17 protein-coding genes are annotated in these 25,243 nt (G+C 69.9%); 13 read left to right on the top strand and 4 right to left on the bottom strand.

Going from position 1 to position 25,243, the window contains the following annotated elements; all coding sequences use genetic code 11:
• Positions 1–73: 73 nt before the first annotated feature.
• Positions 74–415 carry an acylphosphatase gene (locus BQ7106_RS05455; protein WP_083526928.1) on the bottom strand — a complete coding sequence of 114 codons (342 nt, stop codon included), beginning with the start codon at positions 413–415 and terminating at the stop codon, positions 74–76.
• Positions 416–616: 201 nt separating this feature from the next.
• Here BQ7106_RS05455 and BQ7106_RS05450 point away from each other — a divergent pair, with 201 nt between their 5' ends.
• From BQ7106_RS05450 to BQ7106_RS05425, 6 genes are all read left to right on the top strand, one after another.
• On the top strand, positions 617–2,542 hold the full coding sequence (locus BQ7106_RS05450) for a subtype A tannase (RefSeq protein WP_072372611.1): 1,926 nt from the start codon (positions 617–619) through the stop codon (positions 2,540–2,542).
• Between the two features lie 12 nt (positions 2,543–2,554).
• Positions 2,555–3,913 (top strand): branched-chain amino acid transport system II carrier protein, encoded by a 1,359-nt coding sequence (brnQ, locus tag BQ7106_RS05445; protein WP_072372608.1) that lies wholly within the window; start codon positions 2,555–2,557, stop codon positions 3,911–3,913.
• A 36-nt stretch (positions 3,914–3,949) separates the two neighbouring features.
• Positions 3,950–4,669 carry a peptidylprolyl isomerase gene (locus BQ7106_RS05440; protein WP_072372605.1) on the top strand — a complete coding sequence of 240 codons (720 nt, stop codon included), beginning with the start codon at positions 3,950–3,952 and terminating at the stop codon, positions 4,667–4,669.
• A gap of 128 nt (positions 4,670–4,797) precedes the next feature.
• A complete protein-coding gene (locus tag BQ7106_RS05435; protein WP_072372602.1) occupies positions 4,798–5,295 on the top strand; it encodes a CarD family transcriptional regulator in 498 nt (165 codons plus the stop codon).
• A 125-nt stretch (positions 5,296–5,420) separates the two neighbouring features.
• Positions 5,421–5,723, top strand: a complete 303-nt coding sequence (locus BQ7106_RS05430) for an ACT domain-containing protein (protein WP_072372599.1) — start codon at positions 5,421–5,423, stop codon at positions 5,721–5,723.
• Positions 5,724–5,770: 47 nt separating this feature from the next.
• Positions 5,771–7,222 (top strand): citrate synthase, encoded by a 1,452-nt coding sequence (locus BQ7106_RS05425; RefSeq protein WP_205407678.1) that lies wholly within the window; start codon positions 5,771–5,773, stop codon positions 7,220–7,222.
• 429 nt (positions 7,223–7,651) lie between these two features.
• Here BQ7106_RS05425 and BQ7106_RS05420 read toward each other — a convergent pair whose 3' ends face one another.
• Positions 7,652–9,895 carry a KUP/HAK/KT family potassium transporter gene (locus tag BQ7106_RS05420; protein ID WP_072372596.1) on the bottom strand — a complete coding sequence of 748 codons (2,244 nt, stop codon included), beginning with the start codon at positions 9,893–9,895 and terminating at the stop codon, positions 7,652–7,654.
• A gap of 129 nt (positions 9,896–10,024) precedes the next feature.
• Here BQ7106_RS05420 and BQ7106_RS05415 point away from each other — a divergent pair, with 129 nt between their 5' ends.
• The 3 genes from BQ7106_RS05415 to BQ7106_RS05405 all read left to right on the top strand — a co-directional run bounded on the left by BQ7106_RS05415 (position 10,025) and on the right by BQ7106_RS05405 (position 15,772).
• The gene (locus BQ7106_RS05415) at positions 10,025–11,536 is read left to right on the top strand and encodes a S10 family peptidase (RefSeq protein ID WP_072372593.1); all 1,512 of its coding nucleotides are present in this window, start codon (positions 10,025–10,027) and stop codon (positions 11,534–11,536) included.
• Positions 11,537–11,668: 132 nt separating this feature from the next.
• Positions 11,669–13,906, top strand: a complete 2,238-nt coding sequence (gene rlmKL / locus BQ7106_RS05410) for a bifunctional 23S rRNA (guanine(2069)-N(7))-methyltransferase RlmK/23S rRNA (guanine(2445)-N(2))-methyltransferase RlmL (RefSeq protein ID WP_072372590.1) — start codon at positions 11,669–11,671, stop codon at positions 13,904–13,906.
• A gap of 144 nt (positions 13,907–14,050) precedes the next feature.
• On the top strand, positions 14,051–15,772 hold the full coding sequence (locus BQ7106_RS05405) for a phospho-sugar mutase (protein WP_072372587.1): 1,722 nt from the start codon (positions 14,051–14,053) through the stop codon (positions 15,770–15,772).
• Positions 15,773–15,957: 185 nt separating this feature from the next.
• On the opposite strand, the gene BQ7106_RS05400 is transcribed toward BQ7106_RS05405, so the two are convergent.
• A complete protein-coding gene (locus BQ7106_RS05400; protein ID WP_240307445.1) occupies positions 15,958–17,064 on the bottom strand; it encodes a hypothetical protein in 1,107 nt (368 codons plus the stop codon).
• A 410-nt stretch (positions 17,065–17,474) separates the two neighbouring features.
• The gene (locus BQ7106_RS05395; RefSeq protein WP_072372582.1) at positions 17,475–19,862 is read right to left on the bottom strand and encodes a transglycosylase domain-containing protein; all 2,388 of its coding nucleotides are present in this window, start codon (positions 19,860–19,862) and stop codon (positions 17,475–17,477) included.
• 213 nt (positions 19,863–20,075) lie between these two features.
• Between BQ7106_RS05395 and tyrS the strand changes: the two genes are divergently transcribed.
• From tyrS to lgt, 4 genes are all read left to right on the top strand, one after another.
• Positions 20,076–21,293, top strand: a complete 1,218-nt coding sequence (gene tyrS, locus BQ7106_RS05390) for a tyrosine--tRNA ligase (RefSeq protein ID WP_072375346.1) — start codon at positions 20,076–20,078, stop codon at positions 21,291–21,293.
• A gap of 179 nt (positions 21,294–21,472) precedes the next feature.
• On the top strand, positions 21,473–23,992 hold the full coding sequence (locus BQ7106_RS05385) for a U32 family peptidase (RefSeq protein WP_072372578.1): 2,520 nt from the start codon (positions 21,473–21,475) through the stop codon (positions 23,990–23,992).
• 59 nt (positions 23,993–24,051) lie between these two features.
• On the top strand, positions 24,052–24,288 hold the full coding sequence (locus BQ7106_RS05380) for a NifU family protein (RefSeq protein WP_072372575.1): 237 nt from the start codon (positions 24,052–24,054) through the stop codon (positions 24,286–24,288).
• A gap of 19 nt (positions 24,289–24,307) precedes the next feature.
• Positions 24,308–25,135: a prolipoprotein diacylglyceryl transferase gene (gene lgt / locus BQ7106_RS05375; protein WP_072372572.1), complete on the top strand. Its 828-nt coding sequence runs from the start codon at positions 24,308–24,310 to the stop codon at positions 25,133–25,135.
• Positions 25,136–25,243: the final 108 nt, after the last annotated feature.

Below are 25,243 nucleotides of genomic sequence, written 5' to 3'. Positions count from 1 at the left end.
CCTCCGAGCGACATGGGCCCGCGCCGCCCGCGACATCGGGAGGCCGGCCCGGCGGGCACGGGCCCCGGCGAGCCTAGTAGCGAACCTCGAAGTCGCGCTCGCCCTCGACGAGGGGGATGTCCTCGCGCTCGTCAACGGTGTAGCGGATGGGGTGGTGCCGATAGGCGTCGAGCATCTGCGAGAAGAACGCCCCGACGTGCGAGGCCTCCCCCTGGATCTCCGCACTGACCGAGCCGTCGCGCTCGTTTCTCACCCATCCGGTGAGGCCGAGGTCTCGCGCCACGCCCATCGAGGTCCACCGGAATCCCACGCCCTGGACCTGTCCGACGAAGCGCAGCCGCAGCCGCCGCGCGTCGTCCGGAAGCGGCCTGGGCGCGTCGTCCGCGCCCGTCTCCCTGCGCCTGTGCCAGAACATCCGCGCCTCCGATCTTGCCCGCGCCGTCCGTCAGCAGCGCGCGCACGCCGGGCCCGCCCCGGCGCTGTTGGCTTATGATGGTCGAGCCGCGCCGCCGGGTCCCGTGGGGTGCCTACGCGTACAATACTAGCTGCGTTGAGATGTTCCGCGACGCGCGGGCGGCGAGCGGTCGCCCGCGCGTCCGTGTGCTTAGGAGGCTCGATGGGCTGCACAAGAAGAGAGTTCCTCGCGCTTGCGTCCGCCGGCACCGTCGCCGGGCTCGCCGGTTGCGTCCCCTCGCGGCAGACGCCGCAGACCCCCTCTGACGACACGTCCTCCCCGGACCCCTCCGTCGACCTCTCGGAGTTCGAGTCTCTGGCGCTCGACGCGTCGGCGTGGCGCTACGACGAGGACAACGACGTCTACTACCAGCTCGGCCTGACCTACTGCCTCTCGCCCGCGACCGACACCTACGAGTCGCTCGCCGTCTTCGTGCCCGGCGCCTACTTCAGCGCCGAGAAGAACGGTGACACCTACACCTGCACCGTCAACGACAAGGCGGTGGTCGGGGCCTTCACCGCGGCGACGGCGCCCGTTCTCATGCCCATCAACACCGGCTCGCTCGCCGCGCAGTCGAGCCCCACCTCCTACGCTTTCGACGGGCTCGGGCCCTACATGGACGCCGGCTGCGTCTACGTCTACGCGGGCTTCCGCGGCCGATCGGCGGGCTACGACACCGCCTCGGGCTCCGACGAGCTCTTCCCGGGCGGCTCCCCGTGGCCGGTCGTGGACCTCAAGGCGGCTGTTCGCTACCTGCGCTACAACGCCTCCCGCCTCCCCTGCGACGCGAGCCGCGTCTTCGTGTTCGGCTTCGGAGGGGGCGGCGGGGCGAGCGCGGTGCTCGGCGCCTCGGGCGACTCCGAGCTCTTCGAGCCCTACCTCACCTCGATCGGGGCGATCACGCACGACGCCGAGGGAGCCGCCGTCTCGGACGCCATCGCGGGCAGCGCCTCGTGGTGCCCCGTCACCTCGTTCGACACCGCCGACGCGGCCTACGAGTGGTGCCAGGGCCAGTACGCCACCGACGGCACGCGCGCCGAGGGCTCGTGGACGCGCCTGCTCTCGCAGGACCTCGCGGCCGCCTACGGGGCATGGGTCAACGAGATGGACCTGCGCGACGCGGACGACGCCCAGCTCACCCTCGACGAGACCGAGACCGGCGTCTACGCCCAGGGCTCGTACGCCGACGCCCTGCTCGACTGCGTCAACGAGGCCGCGACCACCTTCGTGCAGGGCACGGCGTTCCCCTACGCCTACACCCCGCAGCGCCTCGAGGACCCGACCTTCCCCGGCGACCCCAACCTCGCCGCCACGCGCGAGGCCGACGTCGCGTCGTCGACGCCCGCGTCGGAGGCGCCCGCCGACGGGACGGGAGAGGCGCCCGCGACGGGGGACGCCACCGCGCAGGAGGACGCGTCCAAGACGCTCGCGGGCGTCGCGCAGGTGCAGTCGACGATCTATGACAGCGCCCAGAGCTACTTCGCAGCGCTCAACGCGGACTCCTGGTGGATCAACTACAACCACCGCTCCATGAGCGTCACCGTCTCGAGCCTCCGCGACTTCGTCACGCGCATGCGCCCCGCCGCGCAGCCCGCCTCGCCCTTCGACCTCCCTGACCGCAGCTCGCGCGTCAACCAGCTCTTTGGCATCGGCGAGGAGTCGACCCTGCACTTCGACGCCATCGCCGCCGGCCTCATCGACGCCAACCTCGACACCTACGCGGCGTGCGCCGACTGGCCCGCCGAGGAGGAGGTCGCCTGGCAGGAGGACCTCGAGAAGGTGGACGCGCTCGAGACGGACATGGCGACGCGCGTGTCCCTCATGAACCCGCTGTTCTGGCTGAGCGGCCACTACGACGGCTACGGCCAGGCCTCCGTCGCGCCCCACTGGCGCATCAACGAGGGCCTGTTCGACACCGACGCCCCGCTGTGCACGGCGGCGAACATCGTGTTCGCCCTGCGCAAGTACGACGGCGTCGCCAGCGTCTCCCACACGCCCGTCTGGGGGCAGGGCCACGTCCTCGCCGAGCGCAGCGGGTCGGCGACCTCCAACCTGATCTCCTGGGTCACGTCCTGCTGCTCGGCCTAGGCGGTGATCGCGATGGGGGAGGGCGATAGGAACGCTGTGCCCGCGGCCCGCGGCGCGCTGGCGCCGCGGCAGTCGCTCGCCGTCGGCGTGACGCTCTTCTCGATGTTCTTCGGCGCGGGGAACCTCATCCTCCCTCCGCTGCTGGGCGTCCAGGCCGCGAGCGCCTGCCCGCCTGCCCTCGCGGGGTTCCTCGTGGCGGGGGTGGGCCTGCCCGTCATGGGCATCGTGGCGGTCGCCCTCGCGGGAACCCTGCGCGACCTCGCGGGGCGCGTCCACCCGACGTTCGCGCGCGTCTTCGTCGCGCTCGTCTACCTGGCGATCGGGCCGTGCCTGGCCATCCCGCGCACGGCGTCGACGGCCTTCGAGATGCTCGCCCCGCTGCTGGGAGGGGGCGTTTCCCTCGAGGCGGCGCGACTGGTCTTCTCGGTCGCCTTCTTCGCGGTGGCGTACGTCCTCGCCATGCGCCCGGGCCGCCTGACCCGCCTGCTCGGCCGCGTCACGGGACCGGCGCTCATCCTGCTCATCGTCGCGGTGGTGGCGGCCTCGCTCGCCGCGCTGCTCGGCGCGCCCGCCCTGCCGGACGTCGCGCCGGTGGCGCCCTACGACGGCAACGCCGCGGCCCAGGGCTTCCTCACGGGCTACCAGACCATGGACCTGCTCGCGTCGCTCACCTTCGGCCTCGTGATCGCCACCAACATCCGCTCCCTCGGCGTGACCGACGACCGCGGCGTCATGCGCGAGGTGTGCCGTGCCGGGGCGGTGGCGGGCGTCCTCATGGTGGCGGTCTACGGCGGGCTTGCCGCCGTCGGCCTCGAGCTCAGTGCCGCCATGCCCGACGCGACCAACGGGGCCGCCGTCATCACCGCGTCTGCGACCCTGCACTTCGGCGTCGCGGGCACCGTGGTGGTGGCCGCCATCTTCCTGCTCGCGTGCCTGAACGTCTGCATCGGGCTCATCAGCTGCTGCGGGACGTACTTCTCGCAGGAGCTCCCAGGCGTGTCGTACCGCGCCTGCGCCCTCGCCTTCGCCGTCTTCTCGTGCGCCGTCTCCAACCTCGGCCTCGATGCCATCATCGCCTTCTCGTCCACGCTGCTCGGCGTGCTCTACCCGCCCGCTATCGTCCTGGTCGCCCTGGGCCTCGCGCGCCGCGCCTGCGACGCCGTGGCGCCCGTGTGGCCCTGGACCGTCGGCGTGACCGTTGCCGTGAGCGCGGTGACGGGCGCGCGCGACGCGCTGGCTCCCGGCCTCCCCCTGCCCCTCGATTCCCTCCCACTGGCCGACCTCGGCCTCGGGTGGCTCGTCCCCGCGCTCGTCACGGCCGCCGCGAGCGCCGCGGTGACGCTGGCGGCCCGCCGCCGCGCCTCAGCGTGACCGGCGCCTCGCGCCCTCCGTCAGAAAGGATCTCCCATGAAGCGAACCAGCCAGCTCCCCCGCATCCTCCTCGGTGCCCTCGCCCTCGTGCTCGTCTGCTGCGTCGTGGCGATCACGGGGTGCTCGGGCGCGGGGCAGACGGGCTCCCAGGACTCCCAGGAGTCCCAGCAGGGCACCGACGACGCCGCGCAGGACGCGTCCTCCGAGGCGCTCGAGGCCCGAGACGCCGCGCTCGACCCCGACGACCCGTACGCCTCGGGCATCCACCACGCCGTCATCGAGGTCGAGGGGTACGGCACCATCGAGGTGGCCCTCAACGCCAACGTGGCGCCGCTCACCGTCTCGAACTTCTGCCACCTCGTCGAGGAGGGCTTCTATGACGGCCTGACGTTTCACCGCGTGGTGCCCGGCTTCATGATCCAGGGCGGCGACCCCGCCGGCGACGGCACCGGGGGCTCGGAGGCGACGATTATCGGGGAGTTCGCCGACAACGGCATTCCCAACGGACTGCTCCACGTGCGCGGCACCATCTCGATGGCCCGCTCGAGCGACTACGACTCCGCGAGCTCGCAGTTCTTCATCATGCAGGAGACCACGTCCTCGCTCGACGGCCAGTACGCCGCGTTCGGGAGCGTCACGTCCGGCATGGAGGTCGTCGACGCCATCTGCGAGGACGTTCCCGTGGCAGACCAGCAGAGCGGGCTGGTGGCAGCCGAGGACCAGCCCGTCATCACGAGCATTACGCTTGTTGACTAGCTAACATTCCCACAAAGGTAAATGCACTAACTTACTGAGGACCGTGTAAGGTTTCAATATAATTTCCGCAAACGGCAGAAAAATCCCAATTTGCGTGCTATACTTGGCCAACGTGAAAGGAGTGGCCTATGTATGCCATTGGGGAGTACCTCGTCCATCCCGGTCAGGGAGTCTGTCGGGTCGAGGAAGTGACGGAGGGTCCCCAGGCGGTGTACCGGCTGCTGCCCGTTGGCGCTCGCCACCCGGTCCACATCAGCTTTCCCGTTGCGAACGAGGCGCGCCTGCGCCCCGTCCTCACGCGCGACGAGGCCGAGCGCATCATCGAGGGCTACCCCGAGCTCGACGTCGAGGAGTTCCGGGCGCGCAACAACTCGCTCGAGGAGGAGCACTACCGCATGGAGATGCGCCAGGGCTCGTGCCTCGACTCGGTGCGGATCGTGAAGACGTTCCGCCGGCGCATAGCCGACCTCTCCGCGCGCAACAAGAAGCCCCCGGTCGCCTACGAGCGCATCCTCAGGGAGGCGCGCGAGCGCTCCTGCTCGGAGCTCGCCGTCGCGCTCGGCTGCACGCCCGAGGACGTCGCGGTGCTCTTCCAGGAGCGCATGGGGGAGACAGAGGACAACTGACCCCGCGGCGCGCCGCCGCGCGAGGTTACGTCTGTGCCACCGTTGCATGTGCTTGGTGTGACGGATGCTTGAGCTGTCGGTAGAATGGGCAGGATATCCGAACCGCCATCTACCCAAGGAGAGACATGGCAGAGAAGGACCTGGCACAGGCGGGCGCCCCCGAGGGGCGTGCGATCATCACCGTTCTGGGCAGCGACCGCCCGGGCATCGTCGCGGCGGTGGCCGGCGCCCTGAGCGAGCGCAGCGCCAACATCCTCGACATCTCGCAGACCATCCTGCAGGGCATCTTCACCATGACGATGCTCGTCGACCTGGGCGGCGCCGGCTTCTCGGAGCTCAAGGAGCGCCTCGAGGAGCTCTCGGGCTCGCTCGGCGTCCAGATCATGATGCAGCGCGAGGAGGTCTTCAAGTACATGTATCGCCTCTAGCAATAGGGGCGCCCGGCCGCGCAGGCCACGACCACAGGAGGTAGCCCATGATTCGCATTGCAAAGGGGGCGGGGTGGCCCATCCTCACCCCACGCGAGACGCCCGCGTTCGACCATGTGGCGGACGCCTACCCCATGCCCTCGGTCGCGCTCGGCCTCCCTGCGGTCTCTGACGGGCTCTACCACGGCTACGAGCGCGTGGACGTGGTGGAGCCCGAGCTCTACCAGAAGTACGACGTCAAGCGCGGCCTGCGCAACGCCGACGGGTCGGGCGTGCTCGTGGGCCTCACCACCATCTCCAACGTGCACGGCTACATCAAGACCGACCACGGCGTCGTGCCCGACGACGGCGACCTGATCTACCGCGGCTACCACGTCGCGGACCTCATCGGCGCCTCGCAGGCCGAGGACCGCTTCGGCTACGAGGAGGTCGCCTACCTGCTCATCTCGGGGCGGCTCCCCACCCGCGCCGAGCTCGACGACTTCCGCGCCCGCGTCGACGCGCGCAAGCAGCTCCCCGAGGGCTACCTCGGCCTCTTCCCGCGCGCGACCTACAGCCACTCCATCATGAACGTCCTGCAGCGCGCCACGCTGCTGCTCTACGCCTTCGACCCCAACCCGGACGACACCTCGCCCACCCACGAGGTCGACGTCGCGCTCTCGCTGCTCGGGCGCTGGCCGCGCACCGCGGCCGTGGCGCACGCGGCGCACGTCGCCGAGCAGAACGACACCAAGCTCATGGTGCCGCCGGTGCGCGAGGGCTACTCGATGGCCGAGACCGTCCTCGACGTCCTCAGGAGCGACGAGGGCTTCACGCACGAGGAGGCCATGCTGCTCGACGTCATGCTCATCCTCCACGCGGAGCACGGCGGCGGCAACAACTCGACCTTCACCACCCGCGTGCTCTCGTCCTCGGGCACGGACGCCTACTCGGCCTACGCCGCGGCCATCGGCTCGCTCAAGGGCCCCAAGCACGGCGGCGCAAACTACAAGGCGAACGACATGATCGAGGACGTCGCGGCTCACGTTCGCGACTGGTCGAACGACGACGAGGTGGCGGGCTACCTTGCCAAGATCCTGCGCAAGGAGGCCTTTGACGGGGCGGGGCTGCTCTACGGCCTGGGCCACGCGGTCTACACCAAGACCGACCCGCGCGCCGAGATCATCCGCGGCTTCGCGCGCCGCATCGCCGAGCAGAAGGGGCAGGTCGACAAGCTCGACCTCATCGCGAGCATCGAGCGGCTCGGCCCCCAGGTCATGCGCGACGTCCGCGGCATCACCAAGCCCATCAGCACCAACATCGACATGTACACCGGCTTCGTCTACTCCATGCTCGGGATCCCGCAGGACCTCTACACGCCGATCTTCGCGATGGCGCGCCTTGCGGGCTGGACCGCGCACCGCATGGAGGAGCTCTACGGCGCGGGTCGCATCATCCGCCCGGCCTACAACTCCGTCATGCCCAACTCGGGCGACTACGTGCCCATAGACGAGCGCTAGCGAGACGCCGCCGCGCCGGCGTCTGTCGGCGCGGCGGCGTGGGTCGCGGACGGCTGCGCGCGGGGAATACCCTGTCCTCCCAACGCGCTTTTTTCTCACGAAACCCCTGTCATTGGGTATCACTTTTTATGTTGAGGCCGCCAGGACAGCATTGAATGACCCGATTCGGGCCGCTCGTGCCACGTTTGCCAGACGATTGGGTGCTCTTGTCGCCCCCGAGACACGGTGGGGGATGGGAGCACTACCCAATCGCCGGGCTTTCCGACAGATTTGACTTCTCTCGGTGACGCGACGGGCCCTCATTACCCAATGGCTGACATTTCCTGGCAGCTCACGTGCCACGCACCACCGAATGGAGGGACAACAAAAGGGGGAGAAGGACCTCGCCGGTCCTTCTCCCCCTGCTGCGTGAGCGTGGGCGCGCGGAGGCTACTCCTGACCCTCCTCCTCGTCCTCCTCGTCGAGGCGCAGGGGCCGGAAGCTGGCGGTGTCGCCGCCGACGACGTTCTTGTTCGCCTCCTCGACGGAGCGCTCGCGGTCCTCGCGCATGCGGACGGAGAAGATGTCCTCGTCCTCCTCCTCGCGCGCCTCCGCCTCGGCGGTGGTGAGGGGCGCCGAGACCGCGGGCTCGCCCACGGGCCGCTCGACGCGGGTGAGCTTGTGCTGGCGCTTGGTGCGCGAGAAGAGCGGGACGTACTCGTAGATGAGGCTCGAGTTCTCGAGGCCGTACCAGCGCGCCGGCGTGCCGCACAGGCTGCGGATGAAGTACTTGATCTCCATGCAGCGGCGGTTGATGCCGGAGATCTCGGTCTCGGGGGAGAGCGTCTTGCGGATGAGGCAGAAGCGGAAGTCGCCCACCACGCTCGGCTCGAGGTAGATCGAGTACTTGTGCTCCTGCGGGGCGAGCTGGCCGCGCTCCACGAGGCCCGAGACGATCTGGTAGAGGTAGGTGTTGACGCGCTGGTTGACCTTGAAGCCCAGGCGGAGCTGGATCTTGAAGAGGAAGTCGGTGCCGAAGTCCTCGACGATGTACTCGTGCGTGAAGGGCTCCTCGGTCACCTGCACGTTGAGGAAGTAGTAGGCGCGGGCGCGCTTGGGCTGCTTGTCGAGGATTGAGTAGAGGATGTCGCGGTCGAGCTTGTCGAACGACGAGTCGTTGGTCAGGAAGACCAGGTTGTCGGCGAGCAGCGGGTAGTCCTCGTCGTGGCTGAGGTCGAAGATCTGGTCGAGGTACTTGCTGATGGGCAGGTAGAGGGTCTGGGTGCGCTCGATGGCGGTGCCGCGGCGCCACACGTACATGACCAGGAAGATGGCGGCGGCGATGACCACGGTGACGTAGCCGCCGTGGAAGAACTTCGTCAGGCTCGAGAAGAAGAACATGAACTCGATGGCGCCGAAGAAGACCGCGAACGGGACGGCGAGCGCGGGCTTGTGGCAGATGCGCGAGAGGTACGTGAAGAGCAGCACCGTGGTCATGAGCATGGTCACGGTGATGGCCAGGCCGTAGGCGGCCTCCATGTGCGCGGAGGTCTGGAAGAGCAGCACCACGCAGATGCAGGCGACCCACATGACGTTGTTGACCATGGGGATGTAGATCTGGCCCTTGGTCTCCGACGGGTAGTTGATGCGCATGTGCGGCATGAGGTCGAGGCGGACGGCCTCGGAGACGATGGAGAAGGACCCGGTGATGAGGGCCTGCGACGCGATGATGGCCGCGAAGGTGGAGAGGACCACGGCGAACACGCGGACCTGCTCGGGCAGCATCTGGAAGAAGGGGTTGAGGTCGGGGATGGCGGCGAGGTCGGCGGAGCCGTTGCTGGCGAGGATCCAGGCGCCCTGCCCAAGGTAGTTGAGGATGAGGCAGACCTTCACGAACGGCCAGGTGGCATAGATGTTGGGCTTTCCGACGTGCCCCATATCCGAGTAGAGGGCCTCGGCGCCGGTGGTGCAGAGGAAGACGTTGCCGAGGACCATGACGCCGGCGGCGTTGAGGTTGCCGTCAAAGAGGAACATGACGCCGCGCACGGGGTTGAGCGCGCGCAGGACGCCGAAGTTCTCGAAGATGTGCGGCAGGCCCGCCACCGCCAGGAAGAGGAACCACAGGGTCATGATGGGGCCGAAGGCCTTGCCGATCTTCGAGGTGCCGGCCTTCTGGAGGAAGAAGAGCACGCACAGGATGCAGATGACGATGGCCACGACGATGTGCTGGTTGTCACCTATGACGCCGTAGAAGAAGTCAACGGTCCTCAGGCCCTCGATGGCCGTGGTGACGGTGACGGCGGGGGTGAGGATGCCGTCGGCGAGAAGCGCGGCGCCGCCGATCATGGCCGGGATGATGAGCCAGCGGCCGCAGCGCTTGACCAGGCTGAAGAGGGCGAAGATTCCGCCCTCGTTGTGGTTGTCGGCCTTCATGGCCACGAGGACGTACTTGACGGTGGTGATGAGGGTGAGGGTCCAGATGATGAGGGAGAGCGCGCCCAGGACGACGTCCTCCGACATCGTGGCGAGGCCGCCGTTGCCGGCGATGATCGCCTTGAGGGTGTACATGGGGCTCGTGCCGATGTCTCCGTACACGACGCCCAGGGTGACGAGGATCATAGCCGCGGAGAGGGGGATGCCGGCGCTCTTTGCCTTGCGTCCGGTGGATGCCAGCGCGGTCTTTTTCGCTGTCATGACACTCCAAACTCGAAAGCCAGTAGATGAGGCACGGCCCGACCGGCCGTGAGCCTAGCAGCCTAGCCTATCACTTTGTCGTCAGAGTAGAATTGGCCTTTGGACAGGCATTCGGACGAAAGGGGAGAGATGGCCGACGAGGAGAGGGGCGCGGCGACGACGGGCGCGCCCGAGCAGACGAGGGACTACGCCGTCGTGTCGGCGCAGCGCGCCCGCGAGGTTCCCGAGGGCGCCTCGGCGCGCCTCACGTGGTCGGGCGGAGACGCCCCGATCGACTACGAGGCCCGTGCCGCCCACGTCGAGGTTCGCGACGACGCGGGCACGCTGGTCGGGCAGATGTTCTCGCTCTCGTACGTGGCCCTCGGGGAGGACGGGCGGCCCGACCCGGCGCGCCCCGTGACCTTTGCCTACAACGGCGGCCCGGGCTCGAGCTCGGTGCCCATCAACTTCGGGGGCATCGGGCCGCGCCGCGTGAGGCCCGACGGCATGCGTCACGTGCGCGCCGACGCCCCCGTCGAGGACAACCCGCACACGCTGCTCGTCGACTCCGACGTGGTGTTTCTCGACGCGCTCGGCACGGGCTGGTCGGTGCTCGCGGAGGATGCCGACCCCAAGAAGGTCTTCTGCACCGACGGCGACGCCGACGCCTTCGCGCGCGCCATCTGCGCGTGGCTCACGGAGAACGGTCGCTGGTCGAGCCCGCTGTACCTCTACGGCGAGTCCTACGGCACCGTCCGCAACGCCGCGCTCATGCGGCTGCTCGGCGAGCGGGGCGTGCAGCTCACGGGTGTGGTCATGCTCTCCGCCGTCTTCAACATCGCGGGTCTGATCAACCCCGGGGACGACCTCTACTACCTGGGAATGATGCCCACCTTTGCCGCCACGGCACAGTTCTTCGGCAAGGCCGGGGCGGGGGTGGACGAGGACGAGTGGTTCGACCGTGCCATGGCCTTCGCCGAGGACGAGCTCGCCGGCGCGCTGCTGCGCGGCGACCGACTCGGCGAGGAGCGCGAGCGCGCGGTCGCGCGGCGCATGTCCGAGTTCATCGGGCTGGACGCCGAGCACATCCTGTCCCGCCGCCTGCGCGTCGACCTGCTCGACTTCCGGCGTCACCTGCTCGCCGACGAGGGACGCGTGTGCGGGCGCCTCGACACGCGCTTCTCGTCTGACGGCCCCTCCCCGATGCAGTCCTTCGACACGTGGCTTGCCGGCGAGGACGCCGCCGACGACGCGCTCGAGGGGGCGTGGGTGCGGGCGTTCCGCCGCTTCTGCGCGGACGAGCTGGGCTACCGCGGGCCGGCGCGCTACCTCTCCAACAACTACGACAAGGTCAACGCGTCCTGGGACTGGGGCCACGAGGAGCCGGGCCTGGGGCGCGTGGCCACGCCCAACATGGCCCTCGACGTCGCCGTGGCGCTGCGGCGCAACCCGACCTGCAAGCTCGCGATCATCGGTGGTCGCTACGACGCGGCGACCACGTGGTGGAACGTCGTGCACGACATGAGCCACCAGTTCCTCTCCGACGAGCTCAAGGGGCGCGTGAGCTGGTACCGCTACGGCTGCGGCCACATGGCCTACGTCGACGCGGACGCGCTCGCCGCGATGGGGCGCGACGTTCACGAGTTCTACGGGAAGCGCTAGGTGCCGTGGTCCTTCTCGCCCTGTCGTCGCGCGTGCGAAAGAACAGTGGCGAGGCCGGGAAGTGGCGGGGAGCCCCGCGGTTTCGTGTGAGAATGTTCGCCGGACGGGAAACGACGGGCGAGAGGTGACCCGATGGAGTTTGTGGCGACGTGCCCCAAGGGCTTCGAGCGACTGCTGGCCGACGAGCTGAGGCGCATGGGCTCCGGGCGCGTGCGCCCGCTCGCGGGCCAGGTCTCGTTTGGGGACCGGATCGAGGACGCCTACCGCGCGTGCCTGTGGTCGCGCCTCGCGTCGCGCGTGCTGGTCGTGCTCGCGCGCGTGGGCGCGCACGACGCGGACGCGCTCTACGAGGGCGTCTCCGCCATCCCCTGGGAGGGTCAGCTCGCCGCGGGGGCGACGCTGGCCGTCGACGCCCATGGCACCAACGCCCAGCTCAGGAACACCCAGTTCGTCGCCCTTCGCGTCAAGGACGCCATCTCGGACCGCCTGGTCGCCGAGCGCGGCGTCCGCCCCGTCACGGACACGGCGCGCCCCGACCTCACCGTCGACGTCCGCCTCACGGGCGGTCACGCCACGGTGTCGATCGACCTCGCGGGGGAGCCGCTCTTCCGGAGGGGCTATGACTCGCGCGGGGCGGACGGCGTCGCGCCGCTGCGTCCCGACTACGCAGCGGCGCTGCTCGCCGCGGGGGGCTGGCGGGAGGTCTGCGACGGAGCCGGCCCCGAGGGCCCCGTGCTCGCGGCGCTCTGGCCCGGGCAGGGCAGCGTGCTCGTGGAGGCGGCCGGGGAGGCGCTCGACCGGGCGCCGGGCATGCTGCGGGCGCGCTGGGGCTTCACGGGGTGGGCTGGTCACGACGAGCCCGCCTGGCTCTCGCTCCTCGAGGAGGCGCGGGCGCGCTCCGTCGCGGGCGAGGGAAGGCCGTGCTCGCTGCTCGTCGCCGACGATCGCCCCGGGGCGGTCGCGTCGTGCCGCCAGGCCCTGCGCGCCGCCGGGGTGGCACTTGAGCCGAGGGTCGTCTCGCCCGACGAGGCGACCGGTGCCGCCCGTGCGGCCGCGTCGGCCCTGGTGACCTGCGACCTCTCGTGGATCTCCGACGGCGCCCCCGCCCGCGAGGCCGCCGCGCTCGCCGCCTCGTCGGGGGCGGCCGGCCTGCGCGTCGCGGCGCTGGCGCGCACCGCCGCGCTCGACGCCGCCCTGCGCTCCGAGCCCGAGGTGACCGAGGTCATCGTGGGGCGCGACCCGGCACAGGTCCGCGTCTACGCACCCCGTCGGGACGTGGAGCCCCCCGCGACCGTGGAGGTCGCCGGCGAGCGCGTGCCCGTGCTCGTGCCGGCGTCGGACCAGTTCGCCCGGCGCCTCGCCAAGGTCGCGCGCCTGCGCGCGAGGTGGGCGCGTCGCGAGGACGTGAGCTGCTACCGCGTCTACGACGCGGACCTCCCCGACTACGCCGTGGCGATCGAGCTCTACGAGGGCTCCGAGACCCCGGGGCGCTGGCTGCAGGTCTCCGAGTACGCCGCCCCGCGCGGGGTGGACCCGGAGCTCGCCCGCCGCAGGCTGCTCGACGTGCTCGCCATCGCGCCGCGCGCGCTGGGCGTCGCACCGCGCGACGTGAGCGTGCGCGTTCGCACGCGCGCCCGCGGCGGTTCTCAGTACGCCGACGAGGGGCGCGCCCCCGAGCGCGCCGCGCGCGGGGCCCGCCGCGACCGTCCGGGGCGCGTGGAGCTGCCCGCGGGGGCGCACCTGGTGGATGAGGGTGGCCTCACCTTCGAGGTCAACTTCGACGCGCGCCACGACTGCGGCATCTTCCTCGACCACCGCGAGACGCGCTCGCGCATCCGCGAGATGATGAAGCGGACCCAGGGCTCCAGGCGCTTCCTCAACCTGTTTGCCTACACCGGCACGGCCACCTGCTACGCGGCAGACGGCGGCGCCAAGTTCACCACCACCGTGGACCTCTCCCGCCCCTCGCTCGACTGGGCGCGGCGCAACATGGCGCGCAACGGCTTCACGGGCCCGGAGCACGAGTTCGTGCAGGCGGACGTGCTCGCCTGGGTGAGCGAGCAGCGCCACACGCGCAACCGCTGGGACCTGATCTTCTGCGACGTGCCCACGTTCTCCAACTCCGCGCGCATGCGCAAGGCCTCGTTCGACGTGCAGAGAGATCACGTCGAGCTCATCATCGGCGTCTCGCGTCTGCTCGTGCGTGGCGGATCGGCGATCTTCTCGTGCAACCTGCGCGGCTTCAAGCCGGACGTCGAGAAGCTCGGGCGCGCCGGCGTGCGCCTCACCGACATAACCGACGAGACCATCCCCGAGGACTTCGCGCGAAACCGCAAGATTCACCACGCCTACCTCGTGGAGCGGGCGTAGGTCGGGGCGCTCCGCCCGCCGCCGCTCGGCGTCCGTCCGCGTAGGGGAGGCCCGACCCCGAGGCGCACGCGCGTAGAATCTACCTACACGTGTGGGTATGGCGCGGGCACCGGCTCGCGCCCAGAGCAATTGGGGGAACACGCAATGGACGCACGCATCGAGGCCACGGTCAAGACCTGGCAGGACAACGTCACCGATCCCGACCTCGCCGCCGAGCTCGCCGAGCTCGTCAAGGACGGCAACGAGGACAAGCTCTTCGACGCCTTCTACCGCACCCTCGCCTTCGGCACCGCGGGACTTCGCGGCACCCTCGGCGTCGGCACCAACCGCATGAACGTCTACGTGGTCGCCCAGGCCACCCAGGGCGTCGCGGACTATCTGAACGCGCACTACGACAACCCCACGCTCGCGCTCGCGCGCGACTCGCGCAACAAGGGCGAGGACTTCCAGCGCGTCGCCGCCGGCGTGCTCGCCGCCAACGGCGTGCACGTCTACGTGTACCCGCGCATCGAGCCCGTTCCCACGCTCTCCTTCGCGGTGCGCTACCTGCACACCTCCGCGGGCATCGTCCTGACCGCCTCCCACAACCCGGCTCCCTACAACGGCTACAAGGTCTACAACGACAACGGCGGCCAGATCACCGATGAGGCCGCTGCCGAGATCTCGGCGAACATCGCCAAGGCCGACCCGTTCGGCGTCAAGATCATGGACTTCGACGAGGGCGTCGAGAAGGGCCTGATCGAGTGGACGCCCGAGGAGGTCCTCGACTCCTTCATCGACAGCATCAAGAAGGTCTCCGTCCCCGGCTTCAAGGCGTCGGACGACTACTCGGTGGTCTACACCCCGCTCAACGGCACCGGCATGGAGCTCGTGACCCGCATCCTCAAGGAGATCGGCGTCGAGAAGGTCTCCGTGGTCCCCGAGCAGGCCAACCCGGACGGCAACTTCCCCACCTGCACCTATCCCAACCCCGAGTTCCGCGAGGCCCTCGAGCTGGCGCTCAACCTCGCGGAGGAGGTCAAGCCCAACCTCGTCGTTGCCACCGACCCCGACGCCGACCGCATGGGCACCGCCATCCCGCACGACGGCGACTACGTCCTTCTCTCCGGCAACGAGATGGGCGTCCTGCTCATGGACTGGCTCGCCACGATGGCCCGCGACCGCGGCGAGGACGTGAGCCGCAAGGTCGCCGTCTCCACGATCGTCTCGTCCTCCATGCCCGACGCCCTCGCGCGCGACTGGGGCTTCGAGATGAGGCGCGTGCTCACCGGCTTCAAGTACATCGGCGACCAGATCGACCAGCTCAAGGACGAGGGCGAGGAGGACCGCTTCCTCATGGGCTTCGAGGAGTCCTACGGATATCTCGTGGGCACGCACGCCCGTGACAAGGACGCCATCGTCGCCACGATGCTCTGCGTCGAGATGGCCTCCTACTACGCCGAGAAGGGCATGGACCTCTACGAGGCCATGGACGCCCTCTACCAGAAGTACGGCTACTACCTCAACGGCACCGTCAACGCCTCCTTCCCGGGTGCCGCCGGCGCCGACAAGATGGCCGCCATCATGGACGGGCTGCGCACCAACCCGCCCGTCGAGATCGCCGGCTACAAGGTCACCGGCGTGACCGACTACGCCACCGGCCCCGAGATGCCGCGCGTCTCCGGTCTTCAGAAGGAGGAGCCGCAGGTCCTGCCGACCGCAAACGTCATTGAGTTCCGCCTCGAGGACGACAACAAGGTCATCTTCCGTCCGTCCGGCACCGAGCCCAAGGTGAAGGCGTACCTGTTCTCGAAGGGTGCCACGCGCGCCGAGTCCGAGGCCGTGCGCGCCAAGCTCGAGGCCGCGTCCAAGGAGATTCTGTCCTAGGCACGTCAGTGCGCGGCGGTGAGCCCCGCCGGACCTCATGCAGAGGCGCGCTTCGCGAAGCCTCTGCGCGAGGGTCCGGCGGGGCTCCCGTGCGAAGGGGCCCACCCGGCTCCCGAGAGGAGGCTTCGCGAAGCGCTCCCTCGTGGAACCGGGTGGGCCCCTCTTCGTGGAGGTGTGTGGCCGGGCTACTCGGCGGCGTCGCCCTCGGTGCCCGCGTCCGCGGCGCGCAGCACGTAGAGGGTGTCGCACGTCGAGGCAAGGGTCGCGGGCGCCCAGGGATGGGCGCTCACGTCGGGGGAGGTGGGGTCGTAGACCACCACGGTGCCGTCCTCGTTCTCGGTCACGAGCAGCACCCAGTGCTCCATGCTGGTGAGCGTGCCGGCCTTGGCCTGGATGAGCAGGTAGGCCCCGGAGTCGAGCATCTGGGAGAGGTTGTCGCCGTTGGACGTGTAGGTCTCGCACGTGAGGCCGAGCTCCGCGGAGCCGCTCGTGAGGTAGTCGCCCGACATGGCGGCGTCGCCGCTCGCGAGGCCGGCGTCGGTCACCGCCTGGGCGATGTCGGCGGGGGAGCGGTCGTTTCTGCCGGTGAGGCCCATGTAGGCCATCGAGACCGCGGTGGGTCCCGAGCCGCTCACGGCGAGCGGGTGGCCGGCGTAGTCGACGGCGCCCCAGCGCGCGTCCCAGCACCAGAGCTGCGGGGCGCTCCCCTGGGTGACGGCCTCGTCGTAGGGCTGCGCGGTCTTCTCGGCCTCGGGGTAGGACGCCACGAAGTCGATGGCCTCGGGAACCTCGAGGGCGAGCTCGAGCAGCGCCTGGTCGGAGTAGCTGCTCGCGTTGGCGGCGATCTGCGCGAGCCTCTCGCCGCGGTCGAGCTCGGTCGCGAACTGGGTGGTGAGCTCCTCCGAGACGCCCGAGGCGACGCGGGCGTCGACGGGGTTGGTCTCGCCGGAACCCTGGCTCGAGGAGCAGCCCCTCACGCAGCTCGAGATGCCCACGACGAGAAGGACCACGAGCACGACGGCCAGCGCGCCCAGGATGAGCAGGCGGCGGTCGACGCCGAGGATGCGGTTGCGACCGCCCTGGAAGTTGATGGAGCGCGCTCGAACCGGGTAGCCGGGGCCCCCGCGTCCCGGGCCCTTGAGGCCGCCGCCGCGCTGCCGCGTGCCGCGCGGGCCGTGGTAGGAGCCCTGCGGGGTGATGGGCGGGCGGGAGGAGTGGTTGTACTGGCGCGACGAGGAGCCCGTGCGCTCGGAGCCCGAGCGCAGCCTTCCGTTGCGATCGTTGTATGCCATGGGACCCCCTGGGACAGGGCACGTGCGTGCGGCGTTTTCCTTATCGCATGATACGCCCGGTTCGCCCCGTGGTTCTTCTCTGCCCGAGGGGGTATTCGGGGAGCGGCGGGGCACCGTCCGACGCCGGGGACGAAAGAGGGCCCGGACGCGCCTCTCCGAGCGGCGTCCGGGCCCCGTGGAAGTGCTATGTCGTGGGCGTTGTCGGAGGCACCGGGTCGGCGACTCCAGCGGGGGCGGCGGAACCGACCCGGTGCCTCCGACAACGCCCACGACATAGCACTTCCACGGGGCCCGGACGCCGCTCGGAGAGGCGCGTCCGGGCCCTCTTTCGTCCCCGGCGTCGGACGGTGCCCCGCCGCTCCCCGAATACCCCCTCGGGCAGAGAAGAACCACGGGGCGAACCGGGCGTATCATGCGATAAGGAAAACGCCGCACGCACGTGCCCTGTCCCAGGGGGTCCCATGGCATACAACGATCGCAACGGAAGGCTGCGCTCGGGCTCCGAGCGCACGGGCTCCTCGTCGCGCCAGTACAACCACTCCTNGGGCGACTCCAGCGGGGGCGGCGGAACCGACCCGGTGCCTCCGACAACGCCCACGACATAGCACTTCCACGGGGCCCGGACGCCGCTCGGAGAGGCGCGTCCGGGCCCTCTTTCGTCCCCGGCGTCGGACGGTGCCGCCGCCTCCGGTGTTGCCGCCGTCGCCGGTGTTGTCACCGGTGCCGTCGCCCGTCCCGTCGCCCGTGCCGGGCTCGTCGACGGTGGGCTCGTCGACGGTGGTGTCGTCCGTGCCCTCGTCGGTCGTCTCCTCCTCCTCGTCCTCGAGGTAGGTCTCGGGGGAGGAGGTGCCCACGAAGGTCCAGGAGCTGTTGGGCTTGTAGGTGGCGGAGTGGTCGGAGGTCGGGAACTCCTCGCGCGGCACGCCCTCGAGCACGGCGTTCATGTACTCGACCCAGATGGGCTGGGCGGTGCGCTCGGTGCCAGCATAGCCCCCGTTGAGGTACACCGGGTCGTTGGTGAGGCGGTTGCCCATCCACACGACGGTGGTCAGCTGCGGCGTGAACCCGCAGAACCAGAGGTCGGCCGCGTCGTCGGCGGTGCCGGTCTTGCCGGCGACGGGCTGGTTGGCGTTGAAGTACGCGTTGACGTAGCTCGTGGTGTAGCCCGCGTCGAAGACGCCCTCGAGCACCTCGATGAGGTCCTCGCCCACCGCGGAGTCGTAGACCTGCTCGGCGTCGTCCTGGTGCTCGTAGACGACGTTGCCGTTGCGGTCCTCGATCCTGGTGATGGCGACGGGGTTCCTGTGCACGCCGCCCGTGGCGACGGTGGAGTAGGCCTCGCACATCTCGAGAGGGGTGACCTCGGAGGCGCCGAGGGTGGAGGCGAGCTCGTACTTGATCTGGGAGTCGATGCCCACAAGCGCGGCGGTCTCGACGAGCTTGTCGACGCCGATCGCCTCGATGACCTGGGCGTAGGCGGTGTTGGACGAGAGCTCGGTGGCGCGGGCGAGCGAGATGTAGCCGTATTGGTTGTTGTTGTAGTTGTGCGGCTCCCAGGAGGAGTTGATGCGGATGGGGGAGTTGCAGTCGAGCATGACGGTCGGGCTCATGCCGTCGAGCATGGCCGCGAGCAGGGTAAAGGTCTTGAAGCTCGAGCCCGCCTGGCGTTGCGCGAGCGCGAGGTTGAAGGAGTATTGGCCCGCCTCGGTGTCGTAACCGTAGTTCTGCCCGCCCACCATGGCGACGATGTGGCCGTTGGAGTTGTCGATCGAGACGAGCGCGGCGCCGACGTCAGGGTCGCTCATCGCCGCCACGCGCTCCGCCGCGGCCTGCTCGGCGACCTGCTGCTTTTCGGGCTCGAGGGTGGTGTAGACCTTGAGGCCGCCCTGCATGATCGTATCGGACGAGAAGTCCTGGAGCAGCAGGTTGCGGACGTAGTCGGTGAAGTAGGGGTAGGAGCCCACGGAGTCGGTGAGCGAGCCGGGGTTCAAGACGATGTCCTCGGCGCAGGCGCTGTCGTACTCCTCCTGTGTGATGTCGCCCGCCTCGAGCATGCGGGACAGGACGAGGTTGCGGCGCTCCTTGCAGGCGTCGGGGTAGAGGAAGGGGTCGTACATGGAGGGCGCGTTGGGCAGGCCCACGAGGGTCGCTGCCTCGGCGAGCGTCAGCTCGCTCGCGTGCTTGTTGAAGTAGGTGATGCTCGCGGCCTCGATGCCCCAGGCGCCGTTGCCGTAGAAGATCGTGTTGAGGTACATGTTGAGGATCTGGTCCTTGGTGTAGACCTTCTCCATCTGGATGGCGATGTAGGCCTCGCGGACCTTGCGCTTGAGCGACTGCTCGAACTGCTCGTCCGAGAGCACGGTGTTGCGCACGAGCTGCTGCGTGATCGTGGAGCCGCCGCCCGCGTCGTCGTTTCCGGTGAGCTGGCCGACGACGGCGCGCATGACGCCCTGGGGGTCGACTCCGTTGTGCTCGTAGAAGCGCCTGTCCTCGGTGTCGACGACGCCCTTGAGGACGTAGTCGGAGATCTCGTCGAGCGTGACCGAGCGGCGGTTCTGGAGGTAGTAGGCGGCGATCTCGTTGCCGTCGGCGTCGTAGACGCGCGTGGGCTCGGCGACCAGGTAGGCGTCGGCCGAGGTGTAGTCGGGAAGGTCCTCGAGCCACGTGGTGACGAGCGCGCCGAGCGAGAGCGCGAGCGTCACGCACAGAAGAGCGATGAATCCGAACGCGCCCGCGATGCCAAAGCCGACGAAGTGCGTCTTCGAGTGCGAGCGTGCCCTGCGGGTTCTGATCCCCATCGTGTCCTCCTGTTCGTGGGGCGTTCGTCCACAGTCTTCCCCATTATAGGGATGCGCCCGGGCTCTTCCTCCCGGGGAGCTCCTGACGTGGTGAGACCGTGTACGCGCATCAGACTTCCGCAAGCGACCTGCGAGCCTTGCGCCGTCCTGCGGTATGCTTGGGTGCGCTATGCGGCGGCGGAGGCCGCCCCACGAGAGATGGAGGAGAGATCGGTGCTGCCAGTTGACGAGCAACTCAAGGTGATTACTTCCGGCACGATGCAGATCGTGCCGCTCGACGAGCTCAAGAAGAAGCTCGAGAAGGGCACGCCCCTCAACATCAAGCTGGGCGTCGACCCCACGAGCCCCGACCTGCACCTCGGCCACGCCGTCCCGCTGCGCAAGATGCGCCAGTTCCAGGACCTCGGCCACAACGTGACGCTCATCATCGGCAACGGCACCGCGCTCATCGGCGACCCGTCCGGCCGCGACTCCACCCGCCCGCCGCTCACCGAGGAGCAGGTCGAGGCCAACGCCCAGACCTATGTCGAGCAGGCCATGAAGGTACTCGACCCCGAGCGGACCACAATCGTGCACAACGGCGACTGGCTCAAGGGCCTCAACCTCGCCGAGATGCTGAAGCTCATGAGCCAGTTCAACGTGGCGCGCATCCTCGAGCGCGAGGACTTCCACAACCGCTACACCGAGGGCAAGTCCATCGCCCTGCACGAGTTCATCTACCCGGTGCTGCAGGCCTACGACTCCGTCGTGGTCAAGGCCGACCTCGAGATGGGCGGCAACGACCAGATCTTCAACCTGCTCGCGGGTCGCGACCTCATGCGCGCCATGGGCATGGAGCCGCAGGTCGCCCTCACGATGCCGCTTCTGGTGGGCACCGACGGCCACAAGAAGATGTCCAAGAGCTACGGCAACTACGTCGGCCTCACCGACGAGCCGGCCGACATGTACGGCAAGGTCATGTCCATCACCGACGAGCTCGTGCCGCTCTACTGGCGCCTGTGCTCCACGGCTGACATGGGCAAGCTCGACGAGATCGACGCCGCCTTCGCGGGCGGCTCCGCCGATCCCTACGCGCTCAAGCGCGAGCTCGCCGCCAACATCGTCGACCTCTATCACGGCGAGGGTGCGGGCGTCGCGGCGGGCGAGGCCTTCGACGCGCAGTTCAAGCGCGCCGAGGCCCCCGAGGACATGCCGGAGTTCCCCGTGAGCGTCGCCGAGGTCAACGACGAGGGCAAGGTCTACCTCGGCAAGCTGCTCGTCGAGGTGGGCATCGCCAAGTCCGCCGGCGAGGCGCGCCGCCTCGTGGACGGCGGGGGCGTCAAGATCAACGGGGAGGCCGTTGCGCCCAAGTGCTACAACGTCGACCCCTCGCTCTTCTCGGCCGGGACGACGGTCCAGTCGGGCAAGAAGCGCTGGGCGCGCCTGGTGTAGCGCGGCCCCTGCGCGCGGCATGACGTAAGTGCGGGTTGTGGACGGTCTTCGGACGGGGACCGTCCGCAACCCGCACGTTCTTTGGCTACGTGCTGGTTCCGGACGTTCCGAGGCCCAAATCCGTCCGCAACCCGCACGTTCTTCTTGACGCTGCCCAAGCGTCTGCGAAGGAGGTTTCGATGTCCGGAAGGCCCACGTTCCTTGAGACGCACGGCGTGCCCGAGCTGCTGGCGCCCGCGGGCGGGCCCGAGCCCTTCAACGCCGCGCTCGCGGCTGGGGCGGACGCCATCTACTGCGGCCTCGGCAACGACTTCAACGCCCGCCGCGGCGCGCGCAACTTCGACGACGAGTCCTTCGCCGCCGCGTGCCGGCGCGCGCACCTCGCGGGCGCGCGCGTCTACGTGACGGTCAACGTGGCCGTCTCCACCGAGGAGATGCCGCGCGTGCTGGAGCTCGTGCGCCGCGCGTGGCAGCTCGGCGCCGACGCCTTCATCATTCAGGACTGGGGCCTCATGGCGGAGATTCGCGGCACCTGGCCCGAGATCGAGACCCACGTCTCCACGCAGGCGAACGTGCAGGACGCGCGCGGGGTGGCGTGGTGCCGGGACGTCTGGGGGGTCGAGCGCGTCACGCTCTCGCGCGAGCTCTCGCTCGCCGAGATCTCCCGCATCGCCGAGGAGGGCGTCGAGCTGGAGTGCTTCGGTCACGGGGCGCTCTGCTTCTGCTACTCGGGCGTGTGTCTCCTGAGCTCGCTGACGGGCGGGCGCTCCGCCAACCGGGGGCTCTGCGCCCAGCCGTGCCGGCTTCCCTACGACCTCGTGGACGAGCGGGGACGCGTCATGGAGGTGCCGGGCGTGGCAACTGCCGGCATGCCCGAGACCATGCGGGGGGTGGGCGGGACGCGCCTGCTGTGCCCCAAGGACTACTGCACGGTGGACCACCTCGCCGAGATGCGCGACGCGGGCGTGGGCTCGCTCAAGATCGAGGGGCGCATGAAGGCCCCCGACTACGTGCTCTCGGTCGTGGGGTCCTACCGCGACGCGCTCGACGCGCTGGCGGCGGGCGCCGACGACGAGGGCCGCGCCGCCGCGCGCCGCCGTCGGCTCAAGCGCGCGTTCAACCGCGACTTCACCGACTCCTACCTCTGGGGCCGCTCCGACAACGACATGATGAGCTACGAGCGCTCCAACAACCGCGGCGAGGTCGTGGGGCGCGTCGTGGGCTCGCGCGCGCTCGAGGACAGCGTGGTGCGCCGCGGCGGCGGCAACGGGGGGCGCGCGCGGATGCGCCGCCACACGAGGGCGGACGTCTCGATCGCGCTCGATGCCCCGGTCGGCGCGGGCGACCTGCTCGAGGTGCGCCCCGTCGACGATCCGACGCAGTTCCTGACCGTCAACGCGTCGGAGGACGCGGCGGCTGGTCGGACCATCACCTGTCGCGCGGCGCGCGAGATGCCCGAGGGCTCGCTCGTCCGCGTGATTCGCTCGCAGCGCGCGCTCGACGGCGCGGCCCGCGTGGCCGACAAGGACGTCGTGCGGCGGCGCCCCGTGCACGTGCGCGTGGTGGCTCGCATGGGGCGGCCCTTCTCGGTGGAGCTCGAGTGCGCGGACGGCGCCGCGGCCGCGCGGGCGGAGGGCTTCGTCGTGGAGGCGGCGCGCACGAGGGCGGTCGGCCCCGAGGACCTCATGGAGCACGTCGGCCGCATGGGCCAGAGCCCGTTCGAGCCGGTGAGCTGGGAGGTCGAGCTCGACCCCGGGTGCGGCATGTCGTTCTCGGCGGTGCACGCGGTGCGCGCCGAGGCGTGCCGCGGGCTCGAGGACGCCCTGCTCGCGCCGTTTGCCTCGCGTGCCCTACCCGCGGCCGACCGCGCACACCCCGCTCCCGAGGCCCCCCGCGAGCGCCCGGACGCCAAGGTGTGCGCGCTCGTGACCGAGCCCGAGTGCGCGGAGGCCGCGCTCGCCGCGGGGGCGACGCGCGTTTACGTCCCGGCGGACGAGCTCGCGGAGGGCTCCTGGCCCGACGGCGCGGTCGCCTGGCTCGACGAGGTCTGCCGAGAGGCGGATCACGCGCGCCTCGACCGCTGGGTGCGCGAGGGGGAGCCCGTCGCGGTGGGCAACGTCTCCGAGCTCGCCCTCGCCGTCGAGCGCGGCGCCCTGGCGGAGGTGCGCTCCTGCGTCCCCGTCCACAACGTCTCCGCCCTGCGTGCGCTGGAGGGCGCCGGCGCGGCGGGGGTCTGGCTCTCTCCGGAGCTCACGCTCGAGGAGGTCTGCGCGCTCGCCCGTGCCGCGAGCGTCCCCGTGGGGCTCTCCGTCTTCGGCCGCGAGCGCGTGATGACGAGCGAGCACTGCGTCCTGCAGGCGCTCGACCGCTGCGTCCACGACTGCCGCCGTTGCGCGCTGCGCCGCCGCCGGCTCTCGCTGCGCGACATCGACGGACGGGAGCTCCCCGTCCGAACCGACGTCAACGGGCGCTCGCGCATCTTCTTCTCCCGTCCGCTCGACGCGACGCCGCAGACGGCGGAGCTCGTGGCCGCCGGCGTGTCCCGCCTCCTGGTCGACGCCCAGCTCATGGACGCGCGGGAGACGCGCCTCGCCGTGGAGCGCGCGGTCCGCGCGCTCGAGGCCGCCCGCTCCGGGCGCAGGGCCGCCCCGCGCGCGAGCGGGGCCACTTCCGGGCATCTTTTCCAGGGCATTGGGTAACATGGTCTGTGGACCGAAAGACGCCTCGCAGCGCGCGGGGCATCGCGAAAGGAACTCTCATGGCAGTTGACCGCGCACTTCTTGACGCAACCCTCGACGTCATCCGTCAGAGCCTCCAGGCCGACGGCGGCGACGTCGCCCTCATCGACTGCACCGACGACGGCGTCGTGACGCTCGAGATGCAGGGCGCCTGCGCCGGGTGCCCGCTCTCGAGCCTCGACATGTCCGAGGGCATCGAGCGCATCCTCATGGAGCACGTCCCCGGCGTGACGCGCGTCCAGCCCGCCGCGTTCTAGCCTGGGCGGCGAGAAGAACGTGTTTCTCGATACGCTCTACCACGCCCTCGACCCGGTGGCCTTCACGCTGGGGCCGATTGCGGTGCGCTGGTACGGCATAGCCTACCTGCTCGGCTTCATCTGCGCGGGTGTCGTCATGTACCGGACCGCGCGCCGCTGGAAGCTCGGCCTCACGGTCGACGACGTCTTCTCCATCGTGATCGGCGTCGTCTTTGGCGTGATCATAGGCGCCCGCCTGTTCTATGTGATCTTCTACGTCTACGGGGCGGGGGAGTCGCTGTCGAGCCCGCTCGAGATCTTCGCCACCTGGGAGGGCGGCATGAGCTTCCACGGCGGTCTCGTGGGCGCCGTCGTGGGCGGGGCGCTCGTGTGCCGCCACTATCGCATCTCCATCCCCACGGTGTGCGACCTCGGCGTCATCGGGGCCCCGCTGGGCCTCTTCTTCGGCCGCTGCGCCAACTTCGTGAACGGGGAGCTCTGGGGCAAGCCCACGGACCTGCCCTGGGGCGTCATGTTCGAGACGGGGGGCGGCGTCTACCGCCACCCCTCCCAGCTCTACGAGGCCGTGCTCGAGGGTCTCGTGATCTTCGCGGTGCTCTACGCGCTGTCGCGGCGCGTGCCGCCCCGGCCGCAGGGCACCTTCATGGGCTGGTTCCTCACGCTCTACGGCGTGTTCCGCTTCCTCGTCGAGTTCGTTCGCGTGCCCGACGCCCAGCTCGGCTACCTCTTCGGGCCCATCACGATGGGCCAGCTCCTGAGTCTGCCGCTCGTGGTGCTGGGCATCGTCGTGCTGGTGGCGGCGCACCGGCTTGGCCGCCCGCAGGCGGGCTACGTGGAGGGGCGCTGAGGGAATGCTGCGTGTGACAGCGGGGACGGAGGGGTGACACGCCCCCCCGTCCCCGCTGTCACATACGCGTCGGCACTGTGGATTTTTAGACAGACTGTCTAAAAATCA

This window comes from Thermophilibacter mediterraneus (assembly GCF_900119385.1).
Classification (GTDB): Bacteria; Actinomycetota; Coriobacteriia; order Coriobacteriales; family Atopobiaceae; genus Thermophilibacter; species Thermophilibacter mediterraneus.
The sequence above is the reverse complement of the archived record's forward strand: the minus strand, read 5'-3'. Positions and strand labels throughout refer to the sequence as shown.

Bases quoted from the DNA above. Each gene is read 5' to 3' on its own strand.
- BQ7106_RS05455 (WP_083526928.1), bottom strand. From the start codon at position 415: ATGTTCTGGCACAGGCGCAGGGAGACGGGCGCGGACGACGCGCCCAGG.
- BQ7106_RS05450 (WP_072372611.1), top strand. From the start codon at position 617: ATGGGCTGCACAAGAAGAGAGTTCCTCGCGCTTGCGTCCGCCGGCACC.
- brnQ (WP_072372608.1), top strand. From the start codon at position 2,555: ATGGGGGAGGGCGATAGGAACGCTGTGCCCGCGGCCCGCGGCGCGCTG.
- BQ7106_RS05440 (WP_072372605.1), top strand. From the start codon at position 3,950: ATGAAGCGAACCAGCCAGCTCCCCCGCATCCTCCTCGGTGCCCTCGCC.
- BQ7106_RS05435 (WP_072372602.1), top strand. From the start codon at position 4,798: ATGTATGCCATTGGGGAGTACCTCGTCCATCCCGGTCAGGGAGTCTGT.
- BQ7106_RS05430 (WP_072372599.1), top strand. From the start codon at position 5,421: ATGGCAGAGAAGGACCTGGCACAGGCGGGCGCCCCCGAGGGGCGTGCG.
- BQ7106_RS05425 (WP_205407678.1), top strand. From the start codon at position 5,771: ATGATTCGCATTGCAAAGGGGGCGGGGTGGCCCATCCTCACCCCACGC.
- BQ7106_RS05420 (WP_072372596.1), bottom strand. From the start codon at position 9,895: ATGACAGCGAAAAAGACCGCGCTGGCATCCACCGGACGCAAGGCAAAG.
- BQ7106_RS05415 (WP_072372593.1), top strand. From the start codon at position 10,025: ATGGCCGACGAGGAGAGGGGCGCGGCGACGACGGGCGCGCCCGAGCAG.
- rlmKL (WP_072372590.1), top strand. From the start codon at position 11,669: ATGGAGTTTGTGGCGACGTGCCCCAAGGGCTTCGAGCGACTGCTGGCC.
- BQ7106_RS05405 (WP_072372587.1), top strand. From the start codon at position 14,051: ATGGACGCACGCATCGAGGCCACGGTCAAGACCTGGCAGGACAACGTC.
- BQ7106_RS05400 (WP_240307445.1), bottom strand. From the start codon at position 17,064: ATGGCATACAACGATCGCAACGGAAGGCTGCGCTCGGGCTCCGAGCGC.
- BQ7106_RS05385 (WP_072372578.1), top strand. From the start codon at position 21,473: ATGTCCGGAAGGCCCACGTTCCTTGAGACGCACGGCGTGCCCGAGCTG.
- BQ7106_RS05380 (WP_072372575.1), top strand. From the start codon at position 24,052: ATGGCAGTTGACCGCGCACTTCTTGACGCAACCCTCGACGTCATCCGT.